This window comes from Kitasatospora sp. NPDC056446 (assembly GCF_042796115.1).
In the GTDB taxonomy this organism is placed as follows: domain Bacteria; phylum Actinomycetota; class Actinomycetes; order Streptomycetales; family Streptomycetaceae; genus Kitasatospora.
Genome location: NZ_JBHTRF010000014.1, coordinates 11,804 through 37,605, shown reverse-complemented (window position 1 = coordinate 37,605; position 25,802 = coordinate 11,804). Strand labels below are relative to the sequence as shown.

Genomic DNA, 25,802 nt, shown 5'->3' with positions numbered 1-25,802 from the left:
TCGACGGATCCGCACGGGAGGCACCATGGACAACGGCTCGCAGCACGACCACTCCGACTGGGAGGAGGTCGTCCACGCGGCCCGCGAGCGGGCCCGCGACCGGCAGGCGCTCATGGTCGAGCGCTTCGGGCTGTCGGGCGACGTCCGGTACGACTGGTCGCTGGACGACGCCCGGATCTCCTGGTCGCGCGACGGGGAGGTGTTCCTGACCGGCCGGATCACGCTGATCGGCAGTGTGAGCCTCGCCCGGCGGACCTGGCTGTGGGCCTGGGCGAACGACTCGCTGCCCCGGGCGGTGCTGGGTGACCTGGAGCGGGTCCGGCGGTTCGGCGAGGAGAACGGCTACCCCGTCCTGCCCTGGCCGGGCTTCGACCACCACCCGGAACTCGTCGCCGAGGCCCGGCTGGTCGCGGCGTCCGTGCTCGACGCCGAGGGCCTCTGGGCGGACGAGTCGGACGGCGTGCAACTCCACTTCCTCCTCCACGACCTGGCGTTCTCCGCTCCCGCGCGGTGACGGTCGCGGGTCCCGGCCGCGGCGTGTCGGGCACCCGCCGCCGCGCCGGGTACGACCCGCCCGTCGGAACGGCCGTGGGCGGTGCGATCATCCTCGGATGCGTGCGATCGAGGAATTGACCGCGGTGGACGATCCGGCCTGGCCCGAGCTGGCGACGGCGCTCGCGGCGAGCCCTGCGGCCGCCCGGGTACTGCCCGCCGACCACGACGAGGGCCGCCGCTGCCTGTTGCAGTTGCAGGTCACCGCCCGTTCCACGCTCGGTGCCCTGGTGCTGAACACCGGTGGACTGCTGCTGGACCACGGGTGGGTACGCGTCTTCGGCGGCGGTCTGCCCGGCGGCGGCCCCACCGGCGGTCCGGCCGCCGAGGGCCGTCTGCCGAGCCTGGGGCGGGTCAACCGCTTCCCCGCCGTGTTCGACCCCGCCTGGTTCCCGGCCTCCGGCCTGGTCGTCGGCCAGGACGTGGTGGGCGGGGTCTTCGCGCTCAACGGCCACGACCCGGCCGCCGCGGGCCGCCCGGGAGCGCCCGGGCAGATGACCTACTTCGCACCCGACACGCTGGAGTGGGAGGCCCTGGACATGGGCCACACCGCCTGGGTCGCCTGGCTGCTCTCGGGCCGCCTGCGGACCTTCTACGACGGCCTCCGCTGGCCCGGCTGGCGCGCCGAGGCCGAGGCGCTCGCGCTCTCCCAGGGCATCACGGTGTACCCGTTCCTGTGGTCGCCGGAGGCGCAGGCGGACCTGTCCGCCACCTCCCGCCGGGCGGTGCCGATGCGCGAAGTCCTCGGGGTGGCCGCCGAGTTCGCCGGGCAGCTCGGGTTCCCCGACCCCGGCTTCCTGGGCGCCGGGTAGCGCGGCCCGGCATCGGATGGCGTAGTACTTCTCGCGCGGCCCTTGGGTGTTGAGAAGACTGGCCAGCGTGTCCACCACCGTGAGCGCAGTGACCTCCCGCTACGAGCAGGTCCTTGTCGGCGCGTTGCGCGCGAGGGCCCGGCGCGGCGGGCTGACCGCCGAGGCCGTGGTCCTCGGCCAGGGCCGCCTCCAGGCCCCGTCCGGCTGGCCGGCCGGCCTGCCCCGCCGCTCCAACGACGGCGCCTGCTTCCCCAACGCGTGGCGCATCGCGCTGCGATCGGACCGGCTGGCGTACGTCGAGGGGTTCGTGATCGAGGCGGACGGCACGGTCGCCCGCCACGCCTGGTGCGCCGACGAGCACGGGCGCGCCCTCGACCCGACCTGGCAGGACGGCCGGGCCCTCGCCTACGCGGGCGTCGGCATGGCCACCGGCTGGGTCGCCGCCGTCCAGTGGCGCACCTGCACCCGGACCCGCTTCCCCGGGGTACTGGACCCCGCCGTCCAGCACGCCAGGGACGCCGACCGGGTGCTGACCTACGGCGTCCCGGTGGAGGCGCTCCTCCCGCTCGGCCGCAGGCTGCCGGACAGGGTACCGCACCGGCCGCCGAAGACCGCCTCGGCCGATCTGGTGGCCTGAGCCACCTGAGCCACCTGGCGGCTACCCCGCGTCCGCCCCGGCCGGGACCTCCCCTGCCGGGGCCTCCGGTGGCCCTGCGAGCAGCATCGGCCAGTCACCGTCCGGGCCGAGGACGTCGTCGAGCGGTGTGTCCGGCGACGCGGTGAAGACGGCAGTCCCCTCGGAGAGCCGGCCGTACCGGGCGGGGTCGACGGTCGGGTCGAGGGCCGTCGTGACGCTCAGCACGAGGACTGCCCCGGGGTCGACGGCGGAACGGAGGGGGAAGTCCCCCGGGTCCACCTCCGACCCCGCCAGCACGGCGGGGTAGACGGCTATACCGACCGTCAGCCGGCCGTCCTCGACCGACTGCTCGGCCCAGCCGTCGGTCCCGACGAGGCAGAAGACCCCGTCGCCCTCGTAGCAGGTGCCGCCGAGCCGTTCCAGGGCCCGCTCCCCGGGGGTGCCGTCGGGATCGACGACCACGACGGCCACCGGGGTGTCCGGCTCGTCGGGATCGAGGCCGTAACGGACGTAGAGACGGGCCATCGGGGCACCTCCGGGGCACACTCGGCGCGGGCTCGGGCCCAGCGGTCGGGCAGAGCGGTCAGGCACAGCGGTCGGGCCGGAGCCCGGGTCCGTCGTTCGGGCCCGGGGCTCGGGTCGGAGCACCACTACACACCACGCCTCTGACAACGAGGGGCCCGTCGCCGTCCGGGCTCAGCCGGCGAGGTCCACGAGGCGCGCCGCCACCTCGTCGGGGCCCGGCATCGCGGCGATCTCCGCGCTGACCTCGCGCGCCGCACGGGCCGGCGCGGTGTCGGTGAGGAGGCGCTCCAGCAGGGCCGGGCCGATCTCCTCCGCGCCGGCGCTGAGGCCCGCGCCCCGTTCGCGCACCGCGTCGGCGTTGATGAAGCGGTCGGAGCCGTCGGGCAGGGCGAGTTGGGGGATGCCCGCGTCCAGGGCGGCGAGGGCGGTGCCGCTGCCGCCGTGGTGGACGGCGGCGGCGCAGGTGTCCAGCAGGGCGCGCCACGGGACCCAGCCGTACGCGTGGACGTTGTCCGGCAGCGCGGCGAGGGTGGCGAGGTCCAGGTCACCGGTGGCGAGGACGAAGTCGGCGTCCAGCCCGGCGGCGGCGTCGATGACGCGCTCGATCCTGGTCAGGCCGTCGGTCCTGGGCGGGACGGTGCCGAGCGTCACCGCGACGCGCGGGCGGCGGGCCGGGGCGGCGAGCGGCTCGGGGAGGGCGCCCTCGCCGTTGTAGGCGACGGGCCTCAGCAAGCGGCCGTAGCGCTCCGTCCCGGCCATGCTCGGCGGCGCGATGTCGAGGGTGTCGGCGGGTTCGGGCAGCGGGTCGACGCCGTGCCGGGCGAAGGTCTCCGCCATCTCGTCGAGCATCAGCTTCCGCAGCCGGGGCGTGCGGACGAAGCCCAGGTCGTGCTGGACGGCGGGCACGCCGAGGGTGCTCGCGGCGAGCAGGGCCACCGGGAACTGGTAGTCGTACACGACCAGGTCCGGGCGCCAGCGGGCGGCGAGTTCGACGGCCGCGTCGGCGACCAGGCTGTTGACGTGGGCCGCCAGCGGGACGAAGGCCTCGCGGTCGGCCGCGTTGGTCTCGACGACCCGCCGCAGCAGGTCGGGCCGCTCGGTGCGGCCGGCCGCCCGGACCTCCGTGGACCAGTCCACGCCGGGCGCGAGCGGCAGGTAGGGCAGCCCGGCGGCGGCGACGGGCTCGCCGCCGTCCATCGACGCCACCGCGACCTCGTGGCCGAGTGCGCGGACGGCCCTGGCCAGCGGGACGAGCGGGAAGAGATGGCCGATGCCGGGGACGCCGGCGAACAGTACACGCATCAGGGAACCTCGGTGGTCGAACGGGAGGGGGTCAGCCGGCGGGGTTGAGGTCGGCCCGGTCGGGCTCGGCGCGGTCCGGCTCGGTCCGGTGGGGATCGGCCGGAGCGGCGTCCTGCCCGGCCGCGCGGTGCAGGGCGGCTTCCAGCCCGTTCAGCACCGCGTTGCAGTCGCGCCGCAGGGTGGCGGCGTCGGCGGCGGTCAGCAGGTAGACCCCGAGCCAGTTGCGCGACCCCGCGGAGGGGTCGAAGGCGGGCACCGGCTGTCCGGCCGGCATGGCGAAGGCGGGGACGGCCTCGATGGTGCTGCCCGGGGACAGCAGGCTCTGCCAGTCGACCGCCCGCGGGTCCCAGACCGGCCGGGTCCGCCAGGGGACGCCCGCCGCGTCGGCCGGGACGACGGCCACCGAGGCGGCGGCCCGGGCCCCGGTGGTGGGCATCGCCTCCGGGTACTCGACCCGCTCGCCCAGCAGCTGCCGGACCAGCATGCCGATCGGGTCCAGCCCGAACACCTCGTGGACCTGCCGGGTCGTCAGCAGGCCCCCGAACCGGGCCGCGGTCTCGATGACCACCAGCCCGCCGTCGGCCATCAGCTTGAGCTCGGTGTGGGTGCCGCAGTTCTCCAGGCCGAGCGCGTCGACGGCCTGCCGCGAGACCTCCTCGATCCGGCGCTGCAGCGGCACCGGCATGACGCAGGGCGAGGTGCTGGCCACCTCGACGAAGGACGGCACCGTCGGCAGCTTGGCGGTGATGGCCAGCGGACGGTAGACGCCGTCCGCGACGATGCCCTCCACGCTCACGTAGTCGCCGTAGCCGGGCTCCTCGTACCAGCCCTCGGTGGAGCCCTGGGCGATCTCCTCGACCAGCCGGTCCAGGTCGGTGTCCGGGGCGTACAACTCGTTCATGCCGACCCGGCTGCCGGCCCGGAGCCCGTCCTCGATCCCGGCCCACGCGGGGGCCGCGTCCTCGGGCGACTCCAGCACGATCTGGGCGACCGACCCGGCGCCCCAGGCGGGCTTGAGCAGCAGCGGGGGCGTGAAGGCGGCCAGCGCGGCGTCCAGGTCCGCGAGGCTGTCGACCCGGCGGAACCCGGGGACCGGCACCCCGGCGGCGGCCCACGCCTCCCGCATCAGCCGCTTGTCCCTGGCCCGGACGATCCCCGCACCGGGGCCGGCCAGGCCGAGCCGGCTCGCGGCGTGCGCGACGGCCAGCACCGCGAACTCGGAGAGCGTCAGCACCGCGTCGGCCCCGATGGCCTTCGCGTGGTCGACGATCAGCTCGACCAGCTCGTCGCCGCGCGGCGCGTCGGGGACCGTCTCGATGCCGGTGCAGGCGGGCCGCCACACCTCCTCGCCGATCGTGGGCAGCGGGGCCAGCGCGAGGACGTGCAGCTCCCCGCAGGCGGCGATGCGCGGGAAGGCGTAGTCGAGCGGGGCCCCGCCCTTGACGTAGACGTACAGGATCCTGTTCAACGTGCTTTCTCCTGAGGGAAGTTCGTTCGGACCGGGGACGTGCGCGCCCGGCCCGGGGCACGCCCGGCCCGCCCCGCGCCGGTTCGGCGCGGGGCGGGTGCGATGCTGGTGCGGTGCTGGTGCGGTGCGGTGCGGGGACGGGGCCCGGGCAGGGCAGGGCAGGGCAGGGCAGGGCCCGGACAGGACTCGGTCGGGGCCCGGGGCCGGTGCTACCCGGCGGTGCGGAAGGGGCGCAGTTGCAGCAGGCTGACCAGGTCGCCCTCGACCGCCCACTCGATGTCGACCGGGGCCGCGTAGCTCTCGTCCGGCGAGAAGTGCGCCTGCAGCAGGCGGCTGATCAGTGCCAGCCGGCCCACGGCGTCCTTGGTCCCGGCGTCCAGGTCGACGGTGGCGGTGCCCAGCGAGACGGTGCGGCTGGTGCCCTCCATGGTGTTGCACAGGTACTGGAGCGGGGCGCCCTCGCCGGTGACCACCTCGGCCACCGAGCGCGGCGAGATGTTGAGGTAGACGTCGCGGAAGTCCCGCGGGCTCAGCGGGTTGCAGGTGACCAGGACGCCGCCGACGGTGGCGCCGACCTGCTCCTGGACGACCACGCCCATCCGGCAGTGGTCCAGCGGGATGCCCGCCTGGTGGCGCAGTAGGACGGCGCGCGGCGAGAACAGCGAGGCCCAGACCTCGCGGACCGCGTCGAGGACCGCGTCCGTGCCGCTGACCCGCGCCACCGACTCGTACAGCCCGGCGGCGGAGAAGCCGGCCAGGTCCTCGGCGTTGGAGGAGCTGCGGACGACCAGGGCGGGTGCGCCGTACAGGTGCCGGTCGAGCGCCCGGTCGGTCTCGGCGCGGATCGGGTCGGGCAGCGGGACGGTACGGACCAGGTGCCGCACCCGGCCGCAGAGTTCGCCGATCCTCTCGGTGTCCGGGCGCTCGTCCCGGAGTGCGGAGTCGAGCCGGTCGAGGGCGTCCCGGAGTTCCGCCGAGGAGTCGTGGAAGCTCTGCTGGAGGGAGAACGGCAGCACGATGCCGCGCGGCACCTGGGCGTGCTCCTTCACCAACTTCCGGGCGGCTTCGTCCAGTTCGGTGTCGTCCACGCCTTCCGGCAGGCCGAGCTGCCGGGCGAGGTAGCGCAGCAGGTTGTCCCGGGGCGGGCGCGGGACGCGGTAGAAGCCGAGCCAGCGCGGTGAGCCGTGCTGGAGCAGGTGGGTGAGTTCGCCGAGGTTGGCGGCCTTGGTGCCGAAGCGGACGTGGTCGCCGGCGCGCAGTGCGGACAGCGGGGTGACCGGGGTCGGCGCGAGGTCGGGCCGGTCCACGGTGACGCGTTCGGCCGCGGTCGGCGAGGCGGGCCCAGGGTCCTCCTGCCGCGGCGGCGCGGGGTCCAGCCGGATGTCGGCGCTGTCGGTGTCGACCCGGTAGCGGGCCCATCCGCCGCTCAGCCCGGCCCGCTCGATCCGGTCGGCGGCGCCGATGCCGACGGCGTTCGGGATCCGCCACCCGGCGGCCATCACGTTGATGTGGGAGAGCGGGGTGGTGTGCTCGGTGTGGATGATGCCGGACACCCGGGGGATGTCCTCGGGCACCCGGGGCATCACCACGATGTCGTGCGGCCGCAGCGGCTCGGGGTCGGCCCGGTACTCCTCCTCCGAGCGGTAGACCCGCAGCCGCCCGTGGGCCTCGCCGGGGTTCAGCGGCACGAACGAGGCGGTGGAGTACAGCTCGTGGGAGAGGACGCGCGGGATCTCGCTCTCCGGGATCCGGGCGGCGTAGCCCTCCTGCCGGTGGTTGGCCGGCTTGAGGAGCAGCGGCAGTTCCGGGTCGATGTGTTCGCGCACCCGGTGGAAGAAGGACCGCAGCATGGCCTGGGACATGGTGTCGACGTCGACGGTCTCCAGGGACAGGAACGCGCCGGCCGCCGGTCCGTCCTCCGCGTCCGAAGCGGTACCGCCCCGGTGGTGCAGGGCGAGGGTGCCGAGAAAGAAACGGCGGTCGGGATTCCGGTAGACATCGTCATTGAACGAATCGAGCCCGCTGGCGAGTTCGTCGATCGACATGCCGAGTATCTCGCACGCGATGTAGCGGACGTGGAGCATGCCGTCCGCGCTGTCGATGAAGTGGAGCACCGACTCGGCGCGGTCCAGCACGATTTTCACATAGGGATAGCCCCCGACAGTGCCGGCGAGCTGGGAAAACTCCTGGATGGTGAGCTTCTCGCCTGTCGGGCGGGTCCGCATGGTCGCTTCGTTGCGACCCGAACGGGTCATGCGCACAGTTCAGCCATTCGTCATCGTGTACACGATCGGTGTGCACCAGGTCAGAAGGTGGTACGGCTGCACACACACTGCCATCAAATCCGAACTTCTGACGAATAATCAGCTGACATCAGGCCACTGTGGATTGTTTCGGCCAGGAAAACGTCCATCAACGAAACCTTGATGGCCGGTCAAGCTGTGGCAAAGGTCACAAGGTGAAGGCATCCGGTCGATCAGCGTCCGGAAATACCCCGGAAATGTTGATTCCTGTACGGCCCTGAGCCGGGGACCCGCCCGCACGACGGTGCGTGACGCGCATTACTACTTGACAGAGTGCGTAATACTGTAACGCGCGCGGGGTCCGGGACGGCGGTGGAACGGGCAGCGCCGCCTGCCCACCCGGCAGCTCGGATCCCAGTAGCTCGGAGCACCACATGCACGCCTTCCTCGACCATCCGGGACCGCTCGCCTTCGCCCACCGGGGCGGCGACCTCGGGCACCCCGAGAACTCGCTGACCGCCTTCGAGGCCGCCGTCGCGCTCGGGTACCGGTACCTGGAGACCGACGTGCACGCCACCGCCGACGGGGTGCTGGTGGCCTTCCACGACTCGCGACTCGACCGGGTCACCGACCGCGCCGGAGCGCTCGCCGAACTGCCCTGGGAGACCGTCCGGCAGGCCCGGATCGGGGGAAGCGAACCGGTGCCGCTGCTGGAGGACCTGCTCGGCGCCTTCCCCGACGCCCGGTTCAACATCGACGTCAAGGCCGCACCCGCCGTCGGCCCGCTGATCGAGGCGGTCCGCCGGACCGACGCCTGGGACCGGGTCTGCGTCGGCGGCTTCTCCGACAGCCGGCTGGCCGCCGTCCGGGCCGCCGCCGGACCACGGCTGGCCACCTCGCTCGGCCCGCGCGAGGTGGCCCGGCTGCGGCTGCGCTCGCTCGCCGGCCCCCTGCTCCGGGGAGGCGGGGCGCCGTTCGCCGGGGTGTGCGCGCAGGTGCCCGAGCGGCACCGGGGCGTACGGGTCGTCGACCGGGCCTTCGTCCGGGCCGCCCACCGCCTCGGCCTCCAGGTCCACGTCTGGACTGTGGACGATCCCACACGGATCAGGGCTCTCCTCGACCTCGGTGTGGATGGCATCATGGCCGATCGCATCGACGTCCTGCGGGACGTCTTCGGCGAGCGCGGCTGCTGGACGGACGGCAGTACCGGCTCCACAGCACGGTGATGGGGACCCCATGAGCACCACGAACTCCGCGACGCACCCGCCCGACGGCCCGCCGACCGCCCCGGTCGTCGAACCGGCCGCCGCCGCCGACGACGGCCGGGCCCTGCGCCGGATGCAGTTCGGCTGGTACATCAACGACTGGGCCAACGCCGCCTTCTCCGCCACCGTCCTGACGGTGTTCCTCGGGCCCTACCTCACCTCGGTGGCGAAGAGCGCCGCCGACGCGGCCGGCGACGTGCACCCGCTCGGCCTGTCGATCCGTGCCGGATCGTTCTTCCCGTACACGGTCTCCTTCTCCGTCCTGCTCTCGGTCGCGGTGATGCTGCTGACCGGGACCGTCGCCGACCGCACCGGGCGGCACAAGGAACTGATGTGCGGCTTCGCCTTCGTCGGCTCCGTCGCCACGATGGGGATGTTCTTCCTCGACGGTGACCGCTACCTGCTCGGCGGCGCACTGCTCGTGGTCGCCAACATCGCGTACGCGGTGTCGGTCGCGCTCTCCTACGCCTACCTCCCCGGCCTGGCCTCCGCCGACGAGCGCGACGCGGTCTCCTCCAAGGGCTGGGCGTACGGCTACGCGGGCGGCGGCCTGCTGCTGATCGCCAACCTGGCGCTGTTCGAGGGCCACGACGCGCTCGGCCTGGACTCCGGCACGGCCGTACGGATCTGCCTGGCCTCGGCCGGGCTCTGGTGGGCGCTGTTCACGATCGTCCCGCTGCTGCGACTGCCCTCCCGGGCCGGCCTCCCGGTCGACCGCGCCACGGCGCCGGGCGGCACGGCCACGGACGGCGATGCACCGAACGGCACTGCCGGCAAGGCCGACCAGCCCGCCGCCGGCAGCCTGCGCGAACTCGGCCGCACCCTGAAGGGCATGCGCAAGCACCCGCTGACGCTGCTCTACCTGGCCGCCTTCCTCTGCTACAACGACGGCATCCAGACCGTCGTCTCCCAGGCCTCGCTCTACGGCAGCGAGGAACTCGGCATGGAGCAGACCTCGCTGGTCACCGCCGTCCTCCTGGTCCAGGTCGTGGCGATCTGCGGCGCCCTGCTGCTCGGCCGGATCGCCCAGCGGTACGGCGCCAAGCGGACCATCCTCGGCTCGCTCGTCGGCTGGGTGGTCACCCTCGCCCTCGGGTACTTCATGCCCGCCCACCAGCCCGCCTGGTTCTACGCCCTGGCCTGCATGATCGGCCTGGTGCTCGGCGGCAGCCAGGCGCTCTCCCGCTCGCTGTTCTCCCACCTCATCCCGCCGGGCCGGGAGGCCGAGTACTTCAGCCTCTACAAGGTGAGCGACCGGGGCACCAGTTGGATGGGGCCGCTGGTCTTCGGCCTCGCCTACCAGGTCACCGGCAGCTACCGCTCGGCGATCATCTCGCTGCTGGTGTTCTTCGTCATCGGGTTCGCGGTGCTCCTGAAGGTCCCCGTCCGCCGCGCCATCGAGGCCGTCGGCAACCCGGTGCCCGAGCGGCTCTGACGGGTCGGGGCGCGCCGGACCGGACCGGGCGGGCGGGCCGGGGCCTGCCGGGCGGGCCGGACCGGTACCCGCCCGTCGGGCCCCGTCGGTCAGGACAGCAGCAGGGCCCGGTCCCAGTCGGGCGGCACGGGCGCCGTCGCGGCCAGCAGGACCAGCAGGACCCCGGCGGCACCGTCGAGCAGCCCGGGGGCCACGGCGGGCTGAGCCCCGTACCGGTCGGCCAGACGGTGGAGCAGGTCCCCCGCCGCCTGCCGGAACACCGGGTCGGCGGTGTCCCGGGCGAACCGGAGGGTGATCAGCAGCAGACCGGCCAGGCCGTGGCAGAGGCCCGGCTGCCGGTCGACCCGGCGCACCCCGGGCGGGCGGCGCAGTGCGGCCAGCAGGGACGCGCGGGCGAGCTCACGCAGGGGCGCGTCGTCGAGGGCGGTGCCGGCCAGCCAGAGCGCGCGGGCGATGCCGGGGGCGCCGTGGCACCAGGAGGCGGGCAGCGGCTGCCGGTCGGGGCCCGCCGCCGGGCCGTCCGGCGGGGCCGGGCCCAGGGCCGGGGCCAAGCCCGGGGTCGGGTCGGGGTCGGAGACGGGGTCGGAGCCCCGGTTCGGCTCCGGGGCCGGGCCGAGGACCCAGTCCGGGCCCCAGTCGTCGTCCCGGCGGTGCGTCAGGAGGCGGTCCACGCCCTGTCGGAGCGCGGCAACGTGACCCGGTACCTCGACGCCCGCCGACCGGGCCAGCGCGAGCAGGGCCAGCGGACCGGCCGGGCCGTGGGCCATCCCCGGCGACTCGCCGGGGAACGCCGCCGTCTGACCACCGAGCGCGGTGAGGACGGCCGCCAGCCGAGCGGCGGCGCCAGGGTCCCGCGCGTGGCGGTCGAGGAGGACGGCACCGCGTCCGGTCAGGCCGGAGCCCAGGTCAAGGGCGCGGCGCCGGTCGAGGGCGGGCCTGTCCGGGCCGGGCTCGGGGGCGTCCGGGCCGAAGGTGTCCGGCCCGAGAAGGTCCGGCCCGAGAAGGTCCGGCCCGAAGAGGTCAGGCCCGAAGAGGTCAGGCCCGAGGAGGTCCGGTCGTCCCAACCGGCCCGCGGCGAAGGCGAGGCCGCCGAGGCCGCCGAGCAGTCCCGGGCTGCGCAGCCGAGTCCGCTCCGCGCCCCGGACGGCCGCCTCCAGGTGGCCGACGGCCATCGCGCGCCAGCCTTCGCCGGGACGGCAGAGGTCGAGCTGGTGGTAGGCCAGGGCGAGGCCCGCGCCGCCGGCCCCGAGGTCGGGCCGGACCGCCGAGGGCACCGCGCGCGGCCGCCCGGCGATGGTGTCGACCAGGCGGCGGGCCGCTTCCGTCGCGGGGCCGTCGGGCAGGGCGGCCCAGGCCGTGCCGTCGGTGCCGCCGGCCATCGGCCCCCTTCACGGTTCGGATGCTGTGGGAACACGTCGGGGACAACCGTCGGGGACAACCCGTCGGGAAGACCCCTCGGCGGCTCCCACAGCACCGTGGTGGTCGACCGTCAGTCGACCGGGCTGAGACAGATCTCGGTCGGCAGGTAGCTGTGGTGGCCGGTGTCGCAGCACATCATCGGCTCCAGCGGCTGCTCCTCGGTCTCGGGCAGCTCCTGCAGCTCCAGCACGGTGCTCTCCATCGTCATCCCCCCTTTCCGGGGTTCGGTTGGTGGTGGTGCGGGTCCGCGGCCGGCCGGTCGACCAGCCACGATCGGGGGCCGCCGTGACGGCGGCGGAGCAGGAGGTCGAGCACGCCGCCGAAGCCCACGTTGTAGGCGGCGGTGACCTCGCGCAGGGTGTCGTCGGGGACGAGGTGGCGGCCGTCGCGCCGCGCCGCGCGCAGGGCGATGCCGTGGACCAGGTCGTCGGCCCGTGCCAGGTGGCGGCCGTCGCCGGTGGCGGAGGACAGGTCGAGGAGCAGCTCGGCGTTGCCCGCGAGCCCGTGGCAGCTGCCCGGGCCGAGGCGGTGGCGGTCCCGGTGGACGGCGAGTGCGGCGCCCTCGGTGTGGGCGAGGTGGCGCGGGTCGCCGGTCTCCTGCCACAGCCGCAGCAGGAAGGTGCCGATACCCGAGGAGCCGTGGCACCAGTAGTTCAGGCCCGGGCGGCCGGCGCGGCCGGGGCCCTTGGGCCAGTACGCGGCGCCGTCGCGCCAGTCGGTGAGCGCGCACAGGGCCTCGCCGCCGCCGAGCGCGATGTCGGTCAGCTCGGGCCGCCGCAGTTCGCGGCCGGCGGCCAGCAGGAAGGCCGCGTTGCCCGCGACGCCGTGGGCGAAGCCGTAGTGGCCGGAGCCGGCCAGGTCGGCGCGGAACTCCGGGCCGAGCGGCCAGTCCACCCCGTCCCGGGCGCCCAGCAGGCGCAGCAGCCCGTCGGCGCACTCCCGCGCCCGATCGGCGAAGCGCCGGTCGCCGGTGCGGCGCCGGAAGTGGAGCTGGGCGAGCCCGGCGCCGGCCAGGCCGTGGCAGACGTCGGCGCTGCGGGAGGCGAGCGGGATGCGCAGGGCGTAGCCGAGGGCCCGGTCGGCGAGCCGGCGGTCGTCCAGGGTGGTCGCCGCGTCGTGCAGGGCCCAGGCGCTGCCGGAGCGGCCGAAGTGGAGGCCGGGCAGGATCCGGCCGGGCTCGGTGAGCCGGTCGTCCAGCCAATCGGCGGCCGTGCGCAGCGCGGGCCGGGCGGTCTCGTGGCCGCAGCGGACGGCGCGGGCGAGCACGGCGAGCACTCCGGCCGCGCCGAGTTGGACGTTGCAGGGGTCGCCGTCCGGCAGGGAGCGCGGGGCGGGCCAGAGGTACTCGGCCGAGGGGTCCATGGTGGCGGCGAGGTGGGCGAGGCCGTCCTCGACGAGGCGTCGGGGGGTCGGCGGTGCCTGGGGTTCCGGGGGTTCCGGGGGTGCCGGGGGTGCCGGGGGTGCCGACAGGACGGGCGCGGTGGGGCGCGGGGCGGTGCCGGCGGCGAGGTAGCCGGCCGCGTCCGACAGCGTCCAGCGCTGCGGCGCCTCCGCCGAGAGCCCGGTGACCAGGGGTGCGAGGGCGCGCAGCGCGACCCGGTCCGCGGCCGCGGCGACCAGGGCGGCGAGCCGTTCGCCGGTCGGCCGGGCCGGTGCACCATCAGCGGCGAGGACGGGGCTGATGCCGCCCACCGCGTGCAGCAGGGTCGCACTGAGGCTGAAGCAGTCCGCCGCCGGGCCGGGCGCGGGCGCGGGGGCGGGCACGGTGTCAGGGTGACCGGGGTCGAGGTGACCGACGTCGAGCGGCCCGGGGTCGAGGCAGTCGGGGTCGGTGAAGCCGCGGGTGCCCGCCGGGTACGCGGTGGAGCCGGTCCGGACGGCGAGTTCCAGGTCGACCAGGACCGGCCGGTCCTCCGGGGTCATGATGACGTTCCCGGGCTTGAGGTCGCGCAGGACGAACCCGGCGGCGTGCACCTCGCCGAGCAGCCCGACGAGTGCGCGGGCGAGTCCGACGGCGGCCGGGAGCGGAACCTGCCCGTCACCCCGGTCCAGGTGCTCGGCGGTCCACTGCTGCAGGGTGCGCCCCGGTATCAGGTCCTCGACCAGGAACAGGTGGCCGCCGGCCTCGAACAGCTCGCGTACCCGGGGGGTGACGCCCAGCGGGGCGAGTCCCTCCAGGACCTCCGCCTCGTGGCGCAGCCGTGCCCTGGCGTCCCGGCCGTCCGGCTCGGCGCCGACGTGCGGCCGGGCCTCCTTGAGCAGGACGGTGTCGCCGGTGCGGGTGTCCTCGGCACGGTAGACCCCGCCTCGGTTGGAGTGCCGGATCGCCTCCTTGACCAGGTACCGCCCGGCCAGCAGGACCGGGCCGCCCCGGCGCCGGGGCGCGGCGGACGGGACGGGGGCGGAGGGCGCCGGCGCGAACGGGTCCTCGGCCCACGGGGGCGGCGAGAACCAGGGGTTGCGCTCGTCGGCGTGGAAGCTGCCGTCCGGCGCCACCAGCCGGCCCTCGTAGAAGCCCTCGTCGTTGAGCACCCGGGACCGGAGGAAGCAGCCGTAGCGGTAGTGCACCACGCTGTCCGGCCGGTAGCGGCGGTCGGACAGGATGGCGGGGCCGGACAGCCCGGCCGTCGCCTCGGACAACTCGGCTGCGAGGAGCCGGAGTTGTCCGTCGTCGGCCGGGTAGGCGGTGAGGAACTTGCCGGACTGCGCCCGGGGCGCCCGGGTCCCGGTCAGCTCGGCGGTGACCCTCGGCCCGGCCGCGCACTTGAAGGCGCAGCCGCGCGCGACGAGCACCCGGCCGGCCCGCGCCAGCACCTCCGGCGCCGAGGCCGGGGTCGCCGACAGATGGAGCTTCCAGCCCTGCCGGCGCGGGGCGTGGTGCGGCGGGCTCACCATCCACCACGGCGCGGCGTGCCGCACGCGCCAGCCGGCGGCGTGGTCGGACGGGGTCAGGATTTCCGCGAGAATGGACCGGTAGCGCGAGGTCACACGGCGAAGCTAGCAACGCCGAAATCGTCGACACAAGGTCCGTGCACGGGATTTGACGGCCAGTGGAGTCGGGTCGCGAACCCTCGGGCTCGCGGGCGGATGACGCTTCGTCAGCAACTGATGTAGCGCATCGTGACGCTGGTGAAGCGCGTCCCCGAGGGGGCGTAGAGGGTGATCGCCCGGGACTTTCCGTTGCCGCCCGCCCAGTCGCTGTCGACGTAGCCCCCGTTGGACAGGTTGCCGCGCACGAACGGACAGCGGCCGTCGGACCTGGTGTCGTGCACCGTCCCGACGACCTTGGTGTTCTCGTTGCACCACTTCCCGTTCGCGTAGCCCTCGGCGGAGCTGATGCTCCAGTTCTGGGCGCAGGAGTCGGCGGTCGGAGCCGCATGGGCGGCCCCGGCCGGGAGCAGCAGGCCGGCGAGGGTCAGGGAAGCGAGGCTCAGGGCGGCGACGGCGGACCCGAGGGCGGATCCGGGCAGGGCGGGGCGGCGCAGGGACATGGCGGTACCTCCGGGAAGGGGTGCGCGCTGGACGATCCCGGCCGGGGCGGCAACCTGGCGGCCCCGGCACGGCCGGCGCCCCCGTCCCCGGCGGTCCACCGAGCCTGACGTACCCGAACGACCGCCGTCAACGGCGTGGCCCGGCGCACGGTGGTGCGTACGTCCCCGGCGCATCGCGGCCGTCCGCGCGCCCCACGGGTCCGTTCCGTACCACGGGGACGACGTGCGCGAGTCGATCGTGCGGTCGAGTGCGGGCCGGGAGTTCGGTGACCGCCGGCCGCACGGGGACGGCCGGGGCCACCCGGGGCCGTGGCTACCCGGGGCCGTGGCCACCCGGGGGCCGTTGCTAGCCGGGGGTGGCCGACGGCCGGTCCGGGACGGTCGACGGGTCGTCCGGGGTGTCGGCGGTCGGTTCGGTGCCGGTCCAGCCCTGGTTGGCGTCGACGGTGACGAGGGGGGCCACGGAGGTGGGGCCGGCGGTGCCGAAGGCCGCGCAGACCGGGGTGGCGGTGTCGACCGTGACGAGGGGGTCGCGGAGGCTGGTGTCGAGCTTGGTGAAGAGGAGCAGGGTGCCGCCGGCGGTCTGGGCGGGCGCGCCCGGCTGGACGGTCACCGGGTGCTGCCAGCGCCAGGCGCCCCAGGTGAGGGTGGTGTCGGTGTCGGCGGGCGTGCCGTCGGGGCGGGCGAGGAGGGCGTAGACCTGGCCCTGGTAGGCGTGGTCGTACTGGTAGACCCAGTGGGTGCGGGCGTCGCAGCCGGAGCCGGCGGCCGGCCAGGGCAGCGGTACGGGCGGCGGGACGATGACGACGGTGGGCAGGGCCCGGGTCGGCGTCGGCTGCGGGCCGGCCTGCGGCGACGGGGCGTCGTGGGCGAGCCGGAGGCCCGTCAGCAGACCGGCGGTCAGGCTGACGGCGAGTGCGGCGGCCGCGACGGCGGTGCGCGAGGCCCACCAGCGCGGGGCCTGCGGCGCGGGGGCCTGGGCTTCGGGCGTCCGACCGACGGACGTGTGAGCAGCGGACATGTGACCAGCGGGCGTGTGAGCAGCGGCTGTCCGGGCTGCGGGAGCGGGCTGCGCGGCCCCCTGGAGTGGCGGCGCCGGCGCCGGATCGGCGGGCTCCGGAGCGGGCCCGGGCTCCTCCAGGGCGTCGCGGGCCCGCTCCCAGTGGTCGCGCCACGGCCCGGGGTCGGTCACGCCGCAGGCCTCCACGAAGGCCTCGACCGTCGCCCAGGTCGGCAGGTCCACCCCGCCGGCGGCCTCCGAGAGGACGGTCGTCGACCGGTGCACGCGCCGGCTCATCGTGGCGAAGGTCGGGTTGCCGGCCCGCTCGCGCAGGGCGCGCAGCCGCAGGGCGAAGTCCGCGACCGGCCCCGCGTCGGGGTCCAGGCTCCGTTGTCTGCGGCCCACCGCGCCCTCCCCCGTCCGACGATGCCGCACCGGCATCGCGCTGATTGATTGTCCGGACGAGATTGTCCGCACCGGTTCGGTCGGCGACCAGGGGTTGATCGTTTTCCGTGATTGTTTGTCCGAGTCCCGACGGTGTTGGCCGCGACCGACCGGCCCGCCAGTGTGGTGGGCGCACCGGGACCGCCGGACTCGCCGGTGCACCACCCGTCCCGTCCGGGACCGTCCGGGACCGCCCGGGACCAGCTGGGAACCGTCCGGGAACGTCCACCCCTCCGGGAGACCGCATGAAACCCCTCGCACACTGGCTCGGCCGCGTCGTCGCCACGCTGGCCGTCCTCGTCGGCGGCCTCGTGGCGTTCGCCGCTCCCGCCTCGGCCTCCACGATCTGCGGCAACTCGCCCGTCCCGCCCGGCCAGGTGATCACCTCCGAACGCACCAGCAACAGCTGCGGCGGCTACCTGGAGCTGACCGTCCAGGCGCCGTACAACGGCATCAACATCTGTATGGACTCCCCCATCCCGTCCAACTGGGTGGTGACCGCCGAATACCAGACCAACAGCTGCGGCGGCCACCTCGGCGGGAACATCACCGGCAGCCTCTACAACGGCATCAACATCTGCATGAGCTCCCCCATCCCGCCCAACTGGGTGATCACGGCCGAGTACCAGACCAACAGCTGCGGCGGATACCTCGGCGGGAACATCACCGCCAACCTCTACAACGGCATCAACATCTGCGCCGACTCGACCGTCCCGCCCGGCTGGGTGATCACCGCCGAGCAGACCACCAACGGCTGCGGCGGACACCTGGGCGAGAACATCACCAGCAGCCTCTACAACGGCATCAACATCTGCATGGACTCCCCCATCCCGTCCGGCTGGGTGGTCACCGCCGAGAACCAGACCAACAGCTGCGGCGGCCACCTCGGCGGGAACATCGCCGTGCCGTTCGCGGGCATCAACGTCTGCGGCGACTCGCCGATCCCGCCGGGCTACGTGGTCACCTCGGCCCAGCAGGCCAACGGCTGCGGCGGGCACCTGGTGGAGTCCATCACCAACAACCTCTTCAACGGGATCAACGTGTGCGCCAACTCGACCATCCCGGCCGGGTGGTGGGTCACCTCGATGCGCACCGGCAACGGTTGCGGTGGCTACATGATCGAGGTCCTGCAGCACTGACGCGACACCCCCGAGCTCCCGGCCCCGGTCGCCCGCACCCCCGCAGGGCGGCCGGGGCCGGGCCGTGTCCGGCGGTCCGTCAGTCGGCGGCCCGCTGGGCCCGGTGGGCGGCGACCCGGACCCGGGTGGCACAGCGCGGGGAGCAGTAGCGCTGGGGGGTGCGGCGGCCGGTGTCGACGAAGAAGCGCCCGCAGCCCGGGGCGGCGCACTGCCCCCAGGCGCAGCCGCCGCGCTCGCTGAGCCACAGGCCGAGGGCGAGGGCCGCGGTGGAGAGCAGCCAGTGAGTGAGGCCGGCGTCGGCGGGGGCCCGGGTGTGCAGGGACCAGGGGCGGCCAGGGAGGCGGACCAGCCGGGGGCGGGGCGGGTGGCGGTCGAGCAGGGTGTTGATCGCCTCGGCCGCCTCGTCGGGGTCGTCGGTACCGAGGACGGCGGTCACGTGGGCGGTGGCGGCGCGGAGTTCGCGGGCGTCGGCCCCGGTGAGGCGGAAGGGCGGGCCGCCGTGGCGCTCCAGGAGGGCCTGGAGTTCGGCGGGGCCGACCTCCGGGTCCTCGCGGACGGTGTTCGCGAGTTCGGCGAGGAAGTGGAGACCGCGGGGGTTGTCGTCGTCGGGGCCCTGGGGGGTGGACCTGTGCTGCGCCATGGGGCCGCCTTCGTCTCGGGTGTCGCCTCCCCACCATGGTAACGTCAAATGAACGCATTAGACGTTACGGAGGGGTGGAATGGAATTCCCGGCAACGACGTCCGTCCTCATCGCCGGCGGCGGCCCGGTCGGCCTCACCCTGTCGGTCCTGCTGTCCGGGTACGGCGTGCCGCACCTGCTGGTCGAGGCCCACCCCGGCACCGCACGGCACCCCAAGGCGCGCGGGGTGTCGGCACGCTCGATGGAGATCCTCCGGCGGTGCGGCCTGGAGGAGGAGGTCCGGCAGGCCGGACTCCCGGCCTCACAGGTGTACTTCTACCGGGGACGCGACCTCGTCGACCCGGACTTCGTCCGCACCGGGGTGGCCGGCGGGGACACGGACGGCACCGGGCGCACCCCCTCCCCCGGCCTGATCTGCTCCCAGGACGCCCTGGAACCCGTCCTGCTCCGCCGGGCCCGCGAACTCGCCCCGGACGCCGTCCGGTTCGGCACCCGGCTGCTCTCGTTCACCGAGGTCCCGTCCGCCGAGGCCTCATCGGTCCGGGCCTCGTTCACCCAGGCCTCGTTCACCCAGCACGACGACGGCCAAGGCTCGGGCGTACAGGCGCAGTTGGAGGACCGGATCACCGGCGAGCGGCACACCGTCCGCGCCGACTGGCTGGTCGGTTGCGACGGCGCGGCGAGCACCGTCCGCGAGACGGCCGGGATCGCCATGGAGGGGCCGACCGGCCTCGGGCACTTCCTCAGCGTCCGCTTCGAGGCACCGCTGGGCGAGGTCGTGGCCGACCGCGCCAGCGCCGCCTACTTCCTCACCGCGCCGGGCCGCGGCGGCTTCCTCGCCGTCGACAACGACCGGCACTGGATCTACCAGCACCCGTACGACCCCGACGACCCCGGCTCGGCCGGGCGCGAGGACGCCGCGACGCTCCGCACCGACCACCGGCGGCTGGCCGCCCTCGTCCGCGACGCCGCCGGACTGCCCGACCTGCCGGTCACCGTCCGCGACACCATGACCTGGCGGATGGACGCCCGGCTCGCCACGGCCTACCGCCGCTCCCGGGTGCTGCTCGCGGGCGACGCGGCCCACGCGGTGCCCCCGACCGGCGGGCACGGCATGAACACCGGCATCGGCGACGCCGACAACCTGGCCTGGAAGCTCGCCGCGGTCGTCTCCGGGACGGCCGGCGAGGCCCTGCTGGACACCTACGAGGCCGAGCGGCGCCCGGTGGCCCGGCAGGTCATCGACATCTCCCTCGCCAACTCCCGTGCCCGGGCGGGCTACCGGATCGACGACGAGCTGCTGCTCACGGCGGCCTACCGCTCCACCGCCGTCCTCACCGACCCGGCGAGCCCCGTCCGGCCCCCGCTGGACCCGGAGCACGAACACCCCGGCGGCGCGCCCGGCACCCGGCTCCCCCACCTCCCGCTCACCGGGACGCCCGGCGCCTCGTCCACCCTGGACCTGGTCGGCCCCGGCTTCGCCCTGCTGGCACCAGCCGAGGCGTCCGCCTGGCAGCACCAGGCCGACACCGCCACGGCAGCCGGCCTGCCCGTCACCGTCCGCCCGCTGCCGCCCGTGCCTGCCCCGCAGAGCACGGCACTCCTCGTCCGCCCCGACGGCCACATCGCCTGGCGCGCCCCGCACCCGCCCGCCGACGACGACACGTACCTGCTCGCCGCCCTCCGGCGGATCCTCTCGGTGCCGGCACCCGACCCGTCGGCCTGACGGACCGCGACGGCACGGACCGGCCATGCCCTAAGCTCCGCGCATGGCTGGTCCGACCCTGGTGATCGATCTCGCGGAGCCCGTAGCCCCCGCCGTGCTGCGGGAGTTCCGCGCCCTGGTGGTGGGGCTCTCCTGCCTCTTCCACGAGGAGCGCCCGGGCGCGTTCCACGTCAACGTGCCGGTGGAGCGGCTGGGCATCGCCGACACCGGCGGCGAGCGGTCCACGGACGAGGGGCTCACGGCCCCGGCGGGGGCCACCCCACGGCGCGAGGACTCCCAACGGTCGTTCTCGCTCTACCTGATAGGGGCCGGCGCCGGTGACGAGTCCACCTTCGAGGCCGAGCACGAGGACCAGTCGGAGGTCGAGGCCGTCCTCGGGTTCCGGCCGGTCCAAGCCGTCAACGTCAGCGCCGGCCGCAACCGGCAGGTCGACCACGTCGCGACGGCCCTGCTGACTGCCGCCGTCCTGGACGTCGTCGGCGGCGTCTGCAGGGCCGAACTGGCGGACGGGCAGCGGGCGGTGGTCTCCGGACTCCCGGGCCTGCTCGGGCTCGCGGACGACGCGTGGGACACCGCGCTGATCACGGCCGAGTTCCTGCGCGCCTGGGCCGAACGGCCGGGCTTCCGCCTGGTCAAGTAGCCCACCGAACGCGACCGGACGCCCGAACGGCGCCGGCCCGCCGCATCCGGGTGGACGCGGCGGGCCGGGGGTGGACTGCCTCAGTGGCGGTGGTGGTTGTCGGGTTGGGCGGGGTCGCCGGGGTGTTCCAGTCCTTCGACCAGGGTGAGGCGTCGGGCGCGTTCGCCGTCGAGCCAGCGGACGAACGCCGCGCGGCGGGCGGCGTCGCGCAGGGCGGGGGCGGGGTCCGGGTCGCGGGGGACGGTCAGGGTGGCGAGGAGGGTCGCCGTCCAGGAACCGACGGTGACCCACGCGCCGGGCGGGGCTTCGCGGAGGGCTTCGGCGAGGGCGGTCGGGAGCGTGTCGGGGTCGGCCTCGAAGCCGCCGTCGGGGAGGGCGATGTGCCAGCGGGTGGCCGGCGGGCGGGCGGTCAGGGTGCGGTAGTGGGCGATGTCGGCCGGGGAGGGTTCGGTGTCGGCGGTGACGGCCCGGTAGACGGCCCGGACGGCGGCGCTGCCCTCGTAGGCGGCTGCCGTGATGGAGCCGAGTTCGACGGCGGCCTGCTGGTCGAGGCGGGCGGGGCCGGCCCCGCCGACGGGAAGGTCGCGTTCGGCGGCGACCGTCGCGCAGAGCGCCTCGGTGAGGAGCACCTGGGCGACCCACCGGGTGAGCTGGCGGTCCTCCGAACTGCCGGGCTGCGGGAGGGCCGTGGAGCGCGGGCCGGTGCGGAGGGCGGCGAGCCTGCGGTCGAGGGCGGTGCGTGGGACGGGGTGTCCGTCGAGCAGGCCGAGGGTCATGCCTCCACCACCAGGGCGACGGTCGGGGCGTACTGGCAGCGGCCGAACCACATCACCTTGGCGAGGGCCCAGTACGCGCCCGGGTCGGTCGCCTCGGGGACGGCGACGGCGAAGTCCACGGTGGCGACGGAGTCGGCCGGGACGGTGAAGCCGCGCACCGGGTCGGCGACGGCGCCCCAGGTGCCCCACGGCGAGACCAGTTGCAGTTCGCCGCGGATCTCGCCGCGGGTGCGGTTGGTGAGGGTGAGGCCCAGGGTGGCGCGACCGCCGGGGGCGACCCGCAGGGTCTCGTGCGAGACCTCGACGGACAGGCCGGTGTCGCGCCCCGTGGTGGCCTTGCTGCCCTGGGCGGCCGTCCAGTCCTCGGGGGTGTCCCCGGGGACGGGCAGCAGCTCGGGGAGGTCGCCGACGGCGATGGTCACCACGTCCTCGATCCGCTGGCCGTCGTGTTCGATCCGGACGGCGGCGAAGTGCAGGCCGGGCCGGACGTCGGCCGGCGGGGTGAGGGTGACCGGGAAGCGGAGGTGACCGTCGGGTGCGAGCCGGTACGGGCGGCTGCCGAGGCTGCTCGCCCAGCCCTCGGGCGGCAGGACCACCGCCGTGCCCTCGACCGCCGCGTCCCGCAGTTGGGAGGAGAGGGCGACGGACAGCGTCACCGGCTCACCCGCCGTGCGCAGCAGCCCGGGCGAGGCGCCGATGGACACCGGCAGGTAGCCGAGCGGCGCCGGGCCGCGGTTGTGCAGCCAGTAGCGGGCGTGGACGGGCTGGGCGGGTTCGGCGACCGGGCCGAGGACGGGTCCGTCCGCCGGGGCGGTGACGCCGGGGGTGGCCAGCAGGGTGGCGATCCGGGAGCCGGGGAGGTCCAGGGCCTCGGCAGCGGCACCGAGCGGGCGTTCCAGCAGGTCGGCCGGTCGGACCTCGTCGAGGAAGAGCGCGCCGCCGAACCGCGCCGTCCGGCCGAGCCCGGTGGCCTCGACCAGCCGGACCGTGAGGTCGCCTCCGGCACCGGTCCCGGCCCCGGCACCGCTCTGGGCACCGCCCCGGGCCGCCGAGCCGTGCGCGATCGGGTTGCCGGCCGGCTTGAGCGCGCCGAGCAGCACCTCGCGCTGCGGCTCGACCCGCAGCCAGGACAGGGTGGCCGGCAGCGGGCCCTCCTGCGCCGGGGCGATCCGGGCGTACAGCGGGTGGTTGAACTCCTGGCCTTGCGCGGGCAGTGTCCGGTCCCGCCAGTCGCCGTCCCCGCCGACCAGCGCGTAGCCGAACTCGTGTGTCCAGTGCTGGAGTTGGAAGGAGGATCCGTCGGGCAGGGTCCGCCGGGGCGGGTCGATCCAGACGCCGGAGGGCCAGCCGGTGCAGGAGCGCATGAGCGACAGGTGCAGGGCACCGGTGGCGTCGACGGCGAAGCCGGGCAGGCCGAAGCTGAGCAGTGCCACGGTGCGGTCGGCGAGCCGGTCGGCGAGGTGTTCGGCACCGGCGGAGGGGCAGACGGCGGCGATCCGGGCGTCGGCGAGGTCGTCGACCAGCGCGGAGGGGTCCGCCACGATCAGCGCGGGCAGCGCCCGCAGGTCGCGCAGGTCGGCGTCCGGCTGCCAGACCTCGGCGAGCGGGGTCAGCGCCGGCACCCACACCGCGCCGTGCGCCTTCAGGACGGTCGCGTACTCCTCGCCGGCGCGCTCGATCAACTCCCGTGCCGCGTCGTTGACGTCCGGGCCTCCGACGACGATGCGGAAGTCCGGCAGGTTGGAGTCCACGTCCAGCCAGCCGTACCGCGCCCAGTCGGCGCCCGAGGTCGTGGCCGTGACGCCGACCCGCGCCAGCGCGACCACCAGCGGCCGGGCGTCGGCGGCATCGTCCAGTGTCGGGACGACGACCTCCGCCACGCCGAGGGCGCGCGAGCCGACGGCTGTCCCCGCCTGGTCGGTGAGGTCGACGCGCGCCGTGGCGCCGAGCCCGAACCAGGTGTTCGCCGGGTTGTCCAGGGTCCACGGCGCCTCCGCCGAGTCGACGTCCGGCATGGCGAAGCCGCGTCCGACCACCGCGCCGGCGACCTCGCTGACCGGCAGTCCACCGGGGACGTCCACCGGGAAGCGCAGCCGCAGCAGCCGGTCGGCGCCGGAGTAGTCCAGGACCCGGGTCCGGCAGTCCACCCGGTCGAGCCCGCGCCACAGGGTCACGGTCTGCTGGTACCGGACGGAGTCGACCGTGCCCTCGACGACCAGGCGCTCGCCGAGCGGCCCGGTCTCCCGGCGGACGGCGGCGGCGGACTCCCCGGAGCCGGCCACCGGGCCGCTCGGGACCAGGTGCCAGGGGCCCTCGCCGAAGTCGGGGTGCTGCGGGTACTCCTGGTAGACGCGCAGTTCGTTGCCGATCCGTCCGTCCTGGATCAACTCCCGCTCGTGGAGCAGGTCGTGGACCGAGGAGAGCCCGCCGCCGCGCGCCGGGTCGGCGGTGACGCGGTACCGCCCGTTGGAGATGACCGCGCCTTCCGCCTCCGTCCACGGCTGCGGGGCTGCGCCCTCCACCATCCGCCAGGTCCGCCAGCCGAGCGCGGGGACGTCGGTGGCCAGGAACCGCAGGGTGCCCCGGTCGACGGCGCTCGGCACGGCCTCGCCACGGTCGTCCAGCACCCGCACCGACCGTACGCCGTCCGGGAGTTCGACGGCGACCAGGTCGGTCCGGTCGAAGGACAGCGTGTTGGTCACGACCACGGCCGAGCCCCGGCCCGCCGTGGCGATCCGGGCCGTGAGCGCGTCCAGCGCGGTGTCCCGGACGGCGGCGGCCAGGTCGTGGGCCTCGCGCCAGCCGCCGAGCAGGTCCAGGTACACCTGGTCGGATTCGGAGCCGGTGATCGCGTCGTGGTGCGCCCCGTAGGCGAGTTGGCGCCAGGCCTTGTCGAGCGCGGCGGCCGGGTAGCGGCCGAGTCCGTGCACGGCGGCCAGCGTGGCCAGCTTCTCCGCGTCCACCGCCGCGACCTCGCCCGCCCGTTGGGCCTGCTTGGTGTCGATGTAGGAGACGTCCTTGCCGGTGTACACCGGGTTCATGTCGCGGGTCTGCGGGCTGGGCCGCCGTCCGGTGGCGGCGAGTTCGGCGCGGACGGCGTCGAGGAAGTCGCGCGGGGTGGCGCAGACGAAGCGCGGCCAGAGGTACTTGTCGGCCCACGAGCGGTGGATCTCGGTGACCCACTTGTTCGGCGGGGTGTAGTCCGTCCCGACCGGCAGCAGCAGGTTCTTCGTCGCGCCGACCGGCTTGAGCTTCCGGTACAGCTCGTAGACGGCCTGTTCGGCGGTGGCGAGGTCGGGCGAGGAGTCCATCCACCAGCCGGCCGAGTAGTGGTGCGGCATGTAGTGGGTGAGCACGCCCTCGCCGCCGGGGGCGATCCACTCGAACTCGCTCGGGAACTGCATGACCCGGGCGTCGTCCTTGGCTTCGCGGAAGTTCTTCTGGATCGGGCCCCACTGGTGGAAGGGGCCGCGCGCCCAGGCGCTGCCGGTGAGGCCGGCCGCGGCGAGGTGGCCGGGGAACTGCGGGTCGTGGCCGAACACGTCGAGCTGCCAGGCGGTCCGCGGGTCGCCGCCGAGGATGTCGCGCTGGTAGCCGATGCCGTAGACGATGTTGCGGATGGTGGTCTCGGCGCCGGTGAGGTTGGTGTTGGGCTCGTTGTACGTCCCGCCGACCAGCTCGACCTGGCCGCGCTCCAGCAGCTGCCGCAGGGTCTCGCGGCGCTCCGGGTGCTGGTCGAAGTACGGCTTCAGGTAGTCGACTTCGGCGAGGACGAACTTGTACACCGGGTCGCGCAGGGCGAGGTCCATATGGGCGTCGACGAGGGCGAAGCCGTTGCGTTCCCAGAGCGGCCGGGTGGTGGCGTCGGCGGAGAGCAGTTCCCACGGGGAGGTGTAGGCGGCCTGGGTGTTCCACCAGACCGGGTCGTAGTGGAAGTGCGAGACCAGGAACATCGTCCACCCGGGTTCGGCGACCTCCACGACTCCTTCCACGACTCCTTCCGCGGCTCCGTCCGTGGCCCCGTCCGTGGCGGCCCCGCCCTGGGCGTCGCCCTCCGCCCGGACGGTGACCGGGATCCGGTCGCCCGGCCGGGCCTCGGGGCCGATCTCCAGCGGGACTTCGACCAGCCCCGTGCCGGTCGCCTCGCCGCGGACGCCCGGGCCGCTGACGGTGATCCGGGCGGCCGGGCCCTCGGTCGTGACCCGCAGGATCTGGCGCGGGGCGTCCTCGGGGCCGACGAACAGGTCGGTGCTCTCGACGGCGGTGATGGTGACCGGCACGGGGGTGG

Annotated in this window: 20 protein-coding genes; 8 read left to right on the top strand and 12 right to left on the bottom strand. The window is 75.0% G+C overall.

Going from position 1 to position 25,802, the window contains the following annotated elements:
• Window positions 1–25: 25 nt before the first annotated feature.
• The 3 genes from ACFQ6N_RS11530 (at window position 26) to ACFQ6N_RS11520 (ending at window position 2,001) form a co-directional block, all read left to right on the top strand.
• Window positions 26–514, top strand: a complete 489-nt coding sequence (locus ACFQ6N_RS11530) for a DUF6882 domain-containing protein (protein WP_380648577.1) — start codon at window positions 26–28, stop codon at window positions 512–514.
• 97 nt (window positions 515–611) lie between these two features.
• Window positions 612–1,364 (top strand): DUF2625 family protein, encoded by a 753-nt coding sequence (locus tag ACFQ6N_RS11525; RefSeq protein ID WP_380648576.1) that lies wholly within the window; start codon window positions 612–614, stop codon window positions 1,362–1,364.
• A 67-nt stretch (window positions 1,365–1,431) separates the two neighbouring features.
• The gene (locus ACFQ6N_RS11520; protein ID WP_380648575.1) at window positions 1,432–2,001 is read left to right on the top strand and encodes a hypothetical protein; all 570 of its coding nucleotides are present in this window, start codon (window positions 1,432–1,434) and stop codon (window positions 1,999–2,001) included.
• 21 nt (window positions 2,002–2,022) lie between these two features.
• Here ACFQ6N_RS11520 and ACFQ6N_RS11515 read toward each other — a convergent pair whose 3' ends face one another.
• The 4 genes from ACFQ6N_RS11515 to ACFQ6N_RS11500 form a co-directional block, all read right to left on the bottom strand.
• On the bottom strand, window positions 2,023–2,526 hold the full coding sequence (locus ACFQ6N_RS11515; protein WP_380648573.1) for a hypothetical protein: 504 nt from the start codon (window positions 2,524–2,526) through the stop codon (window positions 2,023–2,025).
• Window positions 2,527–2,697: 171 nt separating this feature from the next.
• A complete protein-coding gene (locus tag ACFQ6N_RS11510; protein WP_380648572.1) occupies window positions 2,698–3,828 on the bottom strand; it encodes a nucleotide disphospho-sugar-binding domain-containing protein in 1,131 nt (376 codons plus the stop codon).
• A 31-nt stretch (window positions 3,829–3,859) separates the two neighbouring features.
• Complete coding sequence (locus ACFQ6N_RS11505; protein WP_380648571.1) at window positions 3,860–5,296, bottom strand: acetyl-CoA carboxylase biotin carboxylase subunit family protein; 1,437 nt, start codon at window positions 5,294–5,296, stop codon at window positions 3,860–3,862.
• Window positions 5,297–5,505: 209 nt separating this feature from the next.
• Entirely contained in the window at window positions 5,506–7,551 is a 2,046-nt protein-coding gene (locus ACFQ6N_RS11500; RefSeq protein ID WP_380648570.1) for a PEP/pyruvate-binding domain-containing protein, read from the bottom strand.
• A gap of 422 nt (window positions 7,552–7,973) precedes the next feature.
• On the opposite strand from ACFQ6N_RS11500, the gene ACFQ6N_RS11495 reads away from it, so the two are divergent.
• Together ACFQ6N_RS11495 and ACFQ6N_RS11490 are read left to right on the top strand one after the other, a co-directional pair.
• Complete coding sequence (locus ACFQ6N_RS11495; protein WP_380648569.1) at window positions 7,974–8,765, top strand: glycerophosphodiester phosphodiesterase; 792 nt, start codon at window positions 7,974–7,976, stop codon at window positions 8,763–8,765.
• 10 nt (window positions 8,766–8,775) lie between these two features.
• On the top strand, window positions 8,776–10,239 hold the full coding sequence (locus ACFQ6N_RS11490) for an MFS transporter (protein ID WP_380648568.1): 1,464 nt from the start codon (window positions 8,776–8,778) through the stop codon (window positions 10,237–10,239).
• An 89-nt stretch (window positions 10,240–10,328) separates the two neighbouring features.
• Here the strand turns inward: ACFQ6N_RS11490 and ACFQ6N_RS11485 are convergent, their stop codons facing one another.
• The 5 genes from ACFQ6N_RS11485 to ACFQ6N_RS11465 form a co-directional block, all read right to left on the bottom strand.
• Complete coding sequence (locus ACFQ6N_RS11485; protein ID WP_380648567.1) at window positions 10,329–11,618, bottom strand: lanthionine synthetase LanC family protein; 1,290 nt, start codon at window positions 11,616–11,618, stop codon at window positions 10,329–10,331.
• A 110-nt stretch (window positions 11,619–11,728) separates the two neighbouring features.
• Window positions 11,729–11,860 (bottom strand): hypothetical protein, encoded by a 132-nt coding sequence (locus tag ACFQ6N_RS11480; RefSeq protein WP_380648566.1) that lies wholly within the window; start codon window positions 11,858–11,860, stop codon window positions 11,729–11,731.
• A gap of 2 nt (window positions 11,861–11,862) precedes the next feature.
• Window positions 11,863–14,646 carry a class IV lanthionine synthetase LanL gene (lanL, locus tag ACFQ6N_RS11475; protein ID WP_380648565.1) on the bottom strand — a complete coding sequence of 928 codons (2,784 nt, stop codon included), beginning with the start codon at window positions 14,644–14,646 and terminating at the stop codon, window positions 11,863–11,865.
• A 110-nt stretch (window positions 14,647–14,756) separates the two neighbouring features.
• The gene (locus tag ACFQ6N_RS11470) at window positions 14,757–15,149 is read right to left on the bottom strand and encodes a hypothetical protein (RefSeq protein WP_380648564.1); all 393 of its coding nucleotides are present in this window, start codon (window positions 15,147–15,149) and stop codon (window positions 14,757–14,759) included.
• Between the two features lie 346 nt (window positions 15,150–15,495).
• The gene (locus tag ACFQ6N_RS11465) at window positions 15,496–16,554 is read right to left on the bottom strand and encodes a helix-turn-helix domain-containing protein (RefSeq protein WP_380648563.1); all 1,059 of its coding nucleotides are present in this window, start codon (window positions 16,552–16,554) and stop codon (window positions 15,496–15,498) included.
• Between the two features lie 284 nt (window positions 16,555–16,838).
• Here ACFQ6N_RS11465 and ACFQ6N_RS11460 point away from each other — a divergent pair, with 284 nt between their 5' ends.
• Complete coding sequence (locus ACFQ6N_RS11460; RefSeq protein WP_380648562.1) at window positions 16,839–17,732, top strand: hypothetical protein; 894 nt, start codon at window positions 16,839–16,841, stop codon at window positions 17,730–17,732.
• A gap of 79 nt (window positions 17,733–17,811) precedes the next feature.
• Here ACFQ6N_RS11460 and ACFQ6N_RS11455 read toward each other — a convergent pair whose 3' ends face one another.
• Window positions 17,812–18,372: a CGNR zinc finger domain-containing protein gene (locus ACFQ6N_RS11455; protein ID WP_380648561.1), complete on the bottom strand. Its 561-nt coding sequence runs from the start codon at window positions 18,370–18,372 to the stop codon at window positions 17,812–17,814.
• A gap of 79 nt (window positions 18,373–18,451) precedes the next feature.
• Between ACFQ6N_RS11455 and ACFQ6N_RS11450 the strand changes: the two genes are divergently transcribed.
• Window positions 18,452–20,098 carry an FAD-dependent monooxygenase gene (locus ACFQ6N_RS11450; protein WP_380648560.1) on the top strand — a complete coding sequence of 549 codons (1,647 nt, stop codon included), beginning with the start codon at window positions 18,452–18,454 and terminating at the stop codon, window positions 20,096–20,098.
• A gap of 43 nt (window positions 20,099–20,141) precedes the next feature.
• Entirely contained in the window at window positions 20,142–20,738 is a 597-nt protein-coding gene (locus ACFQ6N_RS11445; protein ID WP_380648559.1) for a DUF6368 family protein, read from the top strand.
• Window positions 20,739–20,818: 80 nt separating this feature from the next.
• On the opposite strand, the gene ACFQ6N_RS11440 is transcribed toward ACFQ6N_RS11445, so the two are convergent.
• Together ACFQ6N_RS11440 and ACFQ6N_RS11435 are read right to left on the bottom strand one after the other, a co-directional pair.
• Window positions 20,819–21,514 carry a hypothetical protein gene (locus ACFQ6N_RS11440; protein ID WP_380648558.1) on the bottom strand — a complete coding sequence of 232 codons (696 nt, stop codon included), beginning with the start codon at window positions 21,512–21,514 and terminating at the stop codon, window positions 20,819–20,821.
• The gene (locus ACFQ6N_RS11435) at window positions 21,511–25,794 is read right to left on the bottom strand and encodes an NEW3 domain-containing protein (RefSeq protein WP_380648557.1); all 4,284 of its coding nucleotides are present in this window, start codon (window positions 25,792–25,794) and stop codon (window positions 21,511–21,513) included. Before ACFQ6N_RS11435 ends, ACFQ6N_RS11440 begins: the two co-directional genes overlap by 4 nt.
• Window positions 25,795–25,802: the final 8 nt, after the last annotated feature.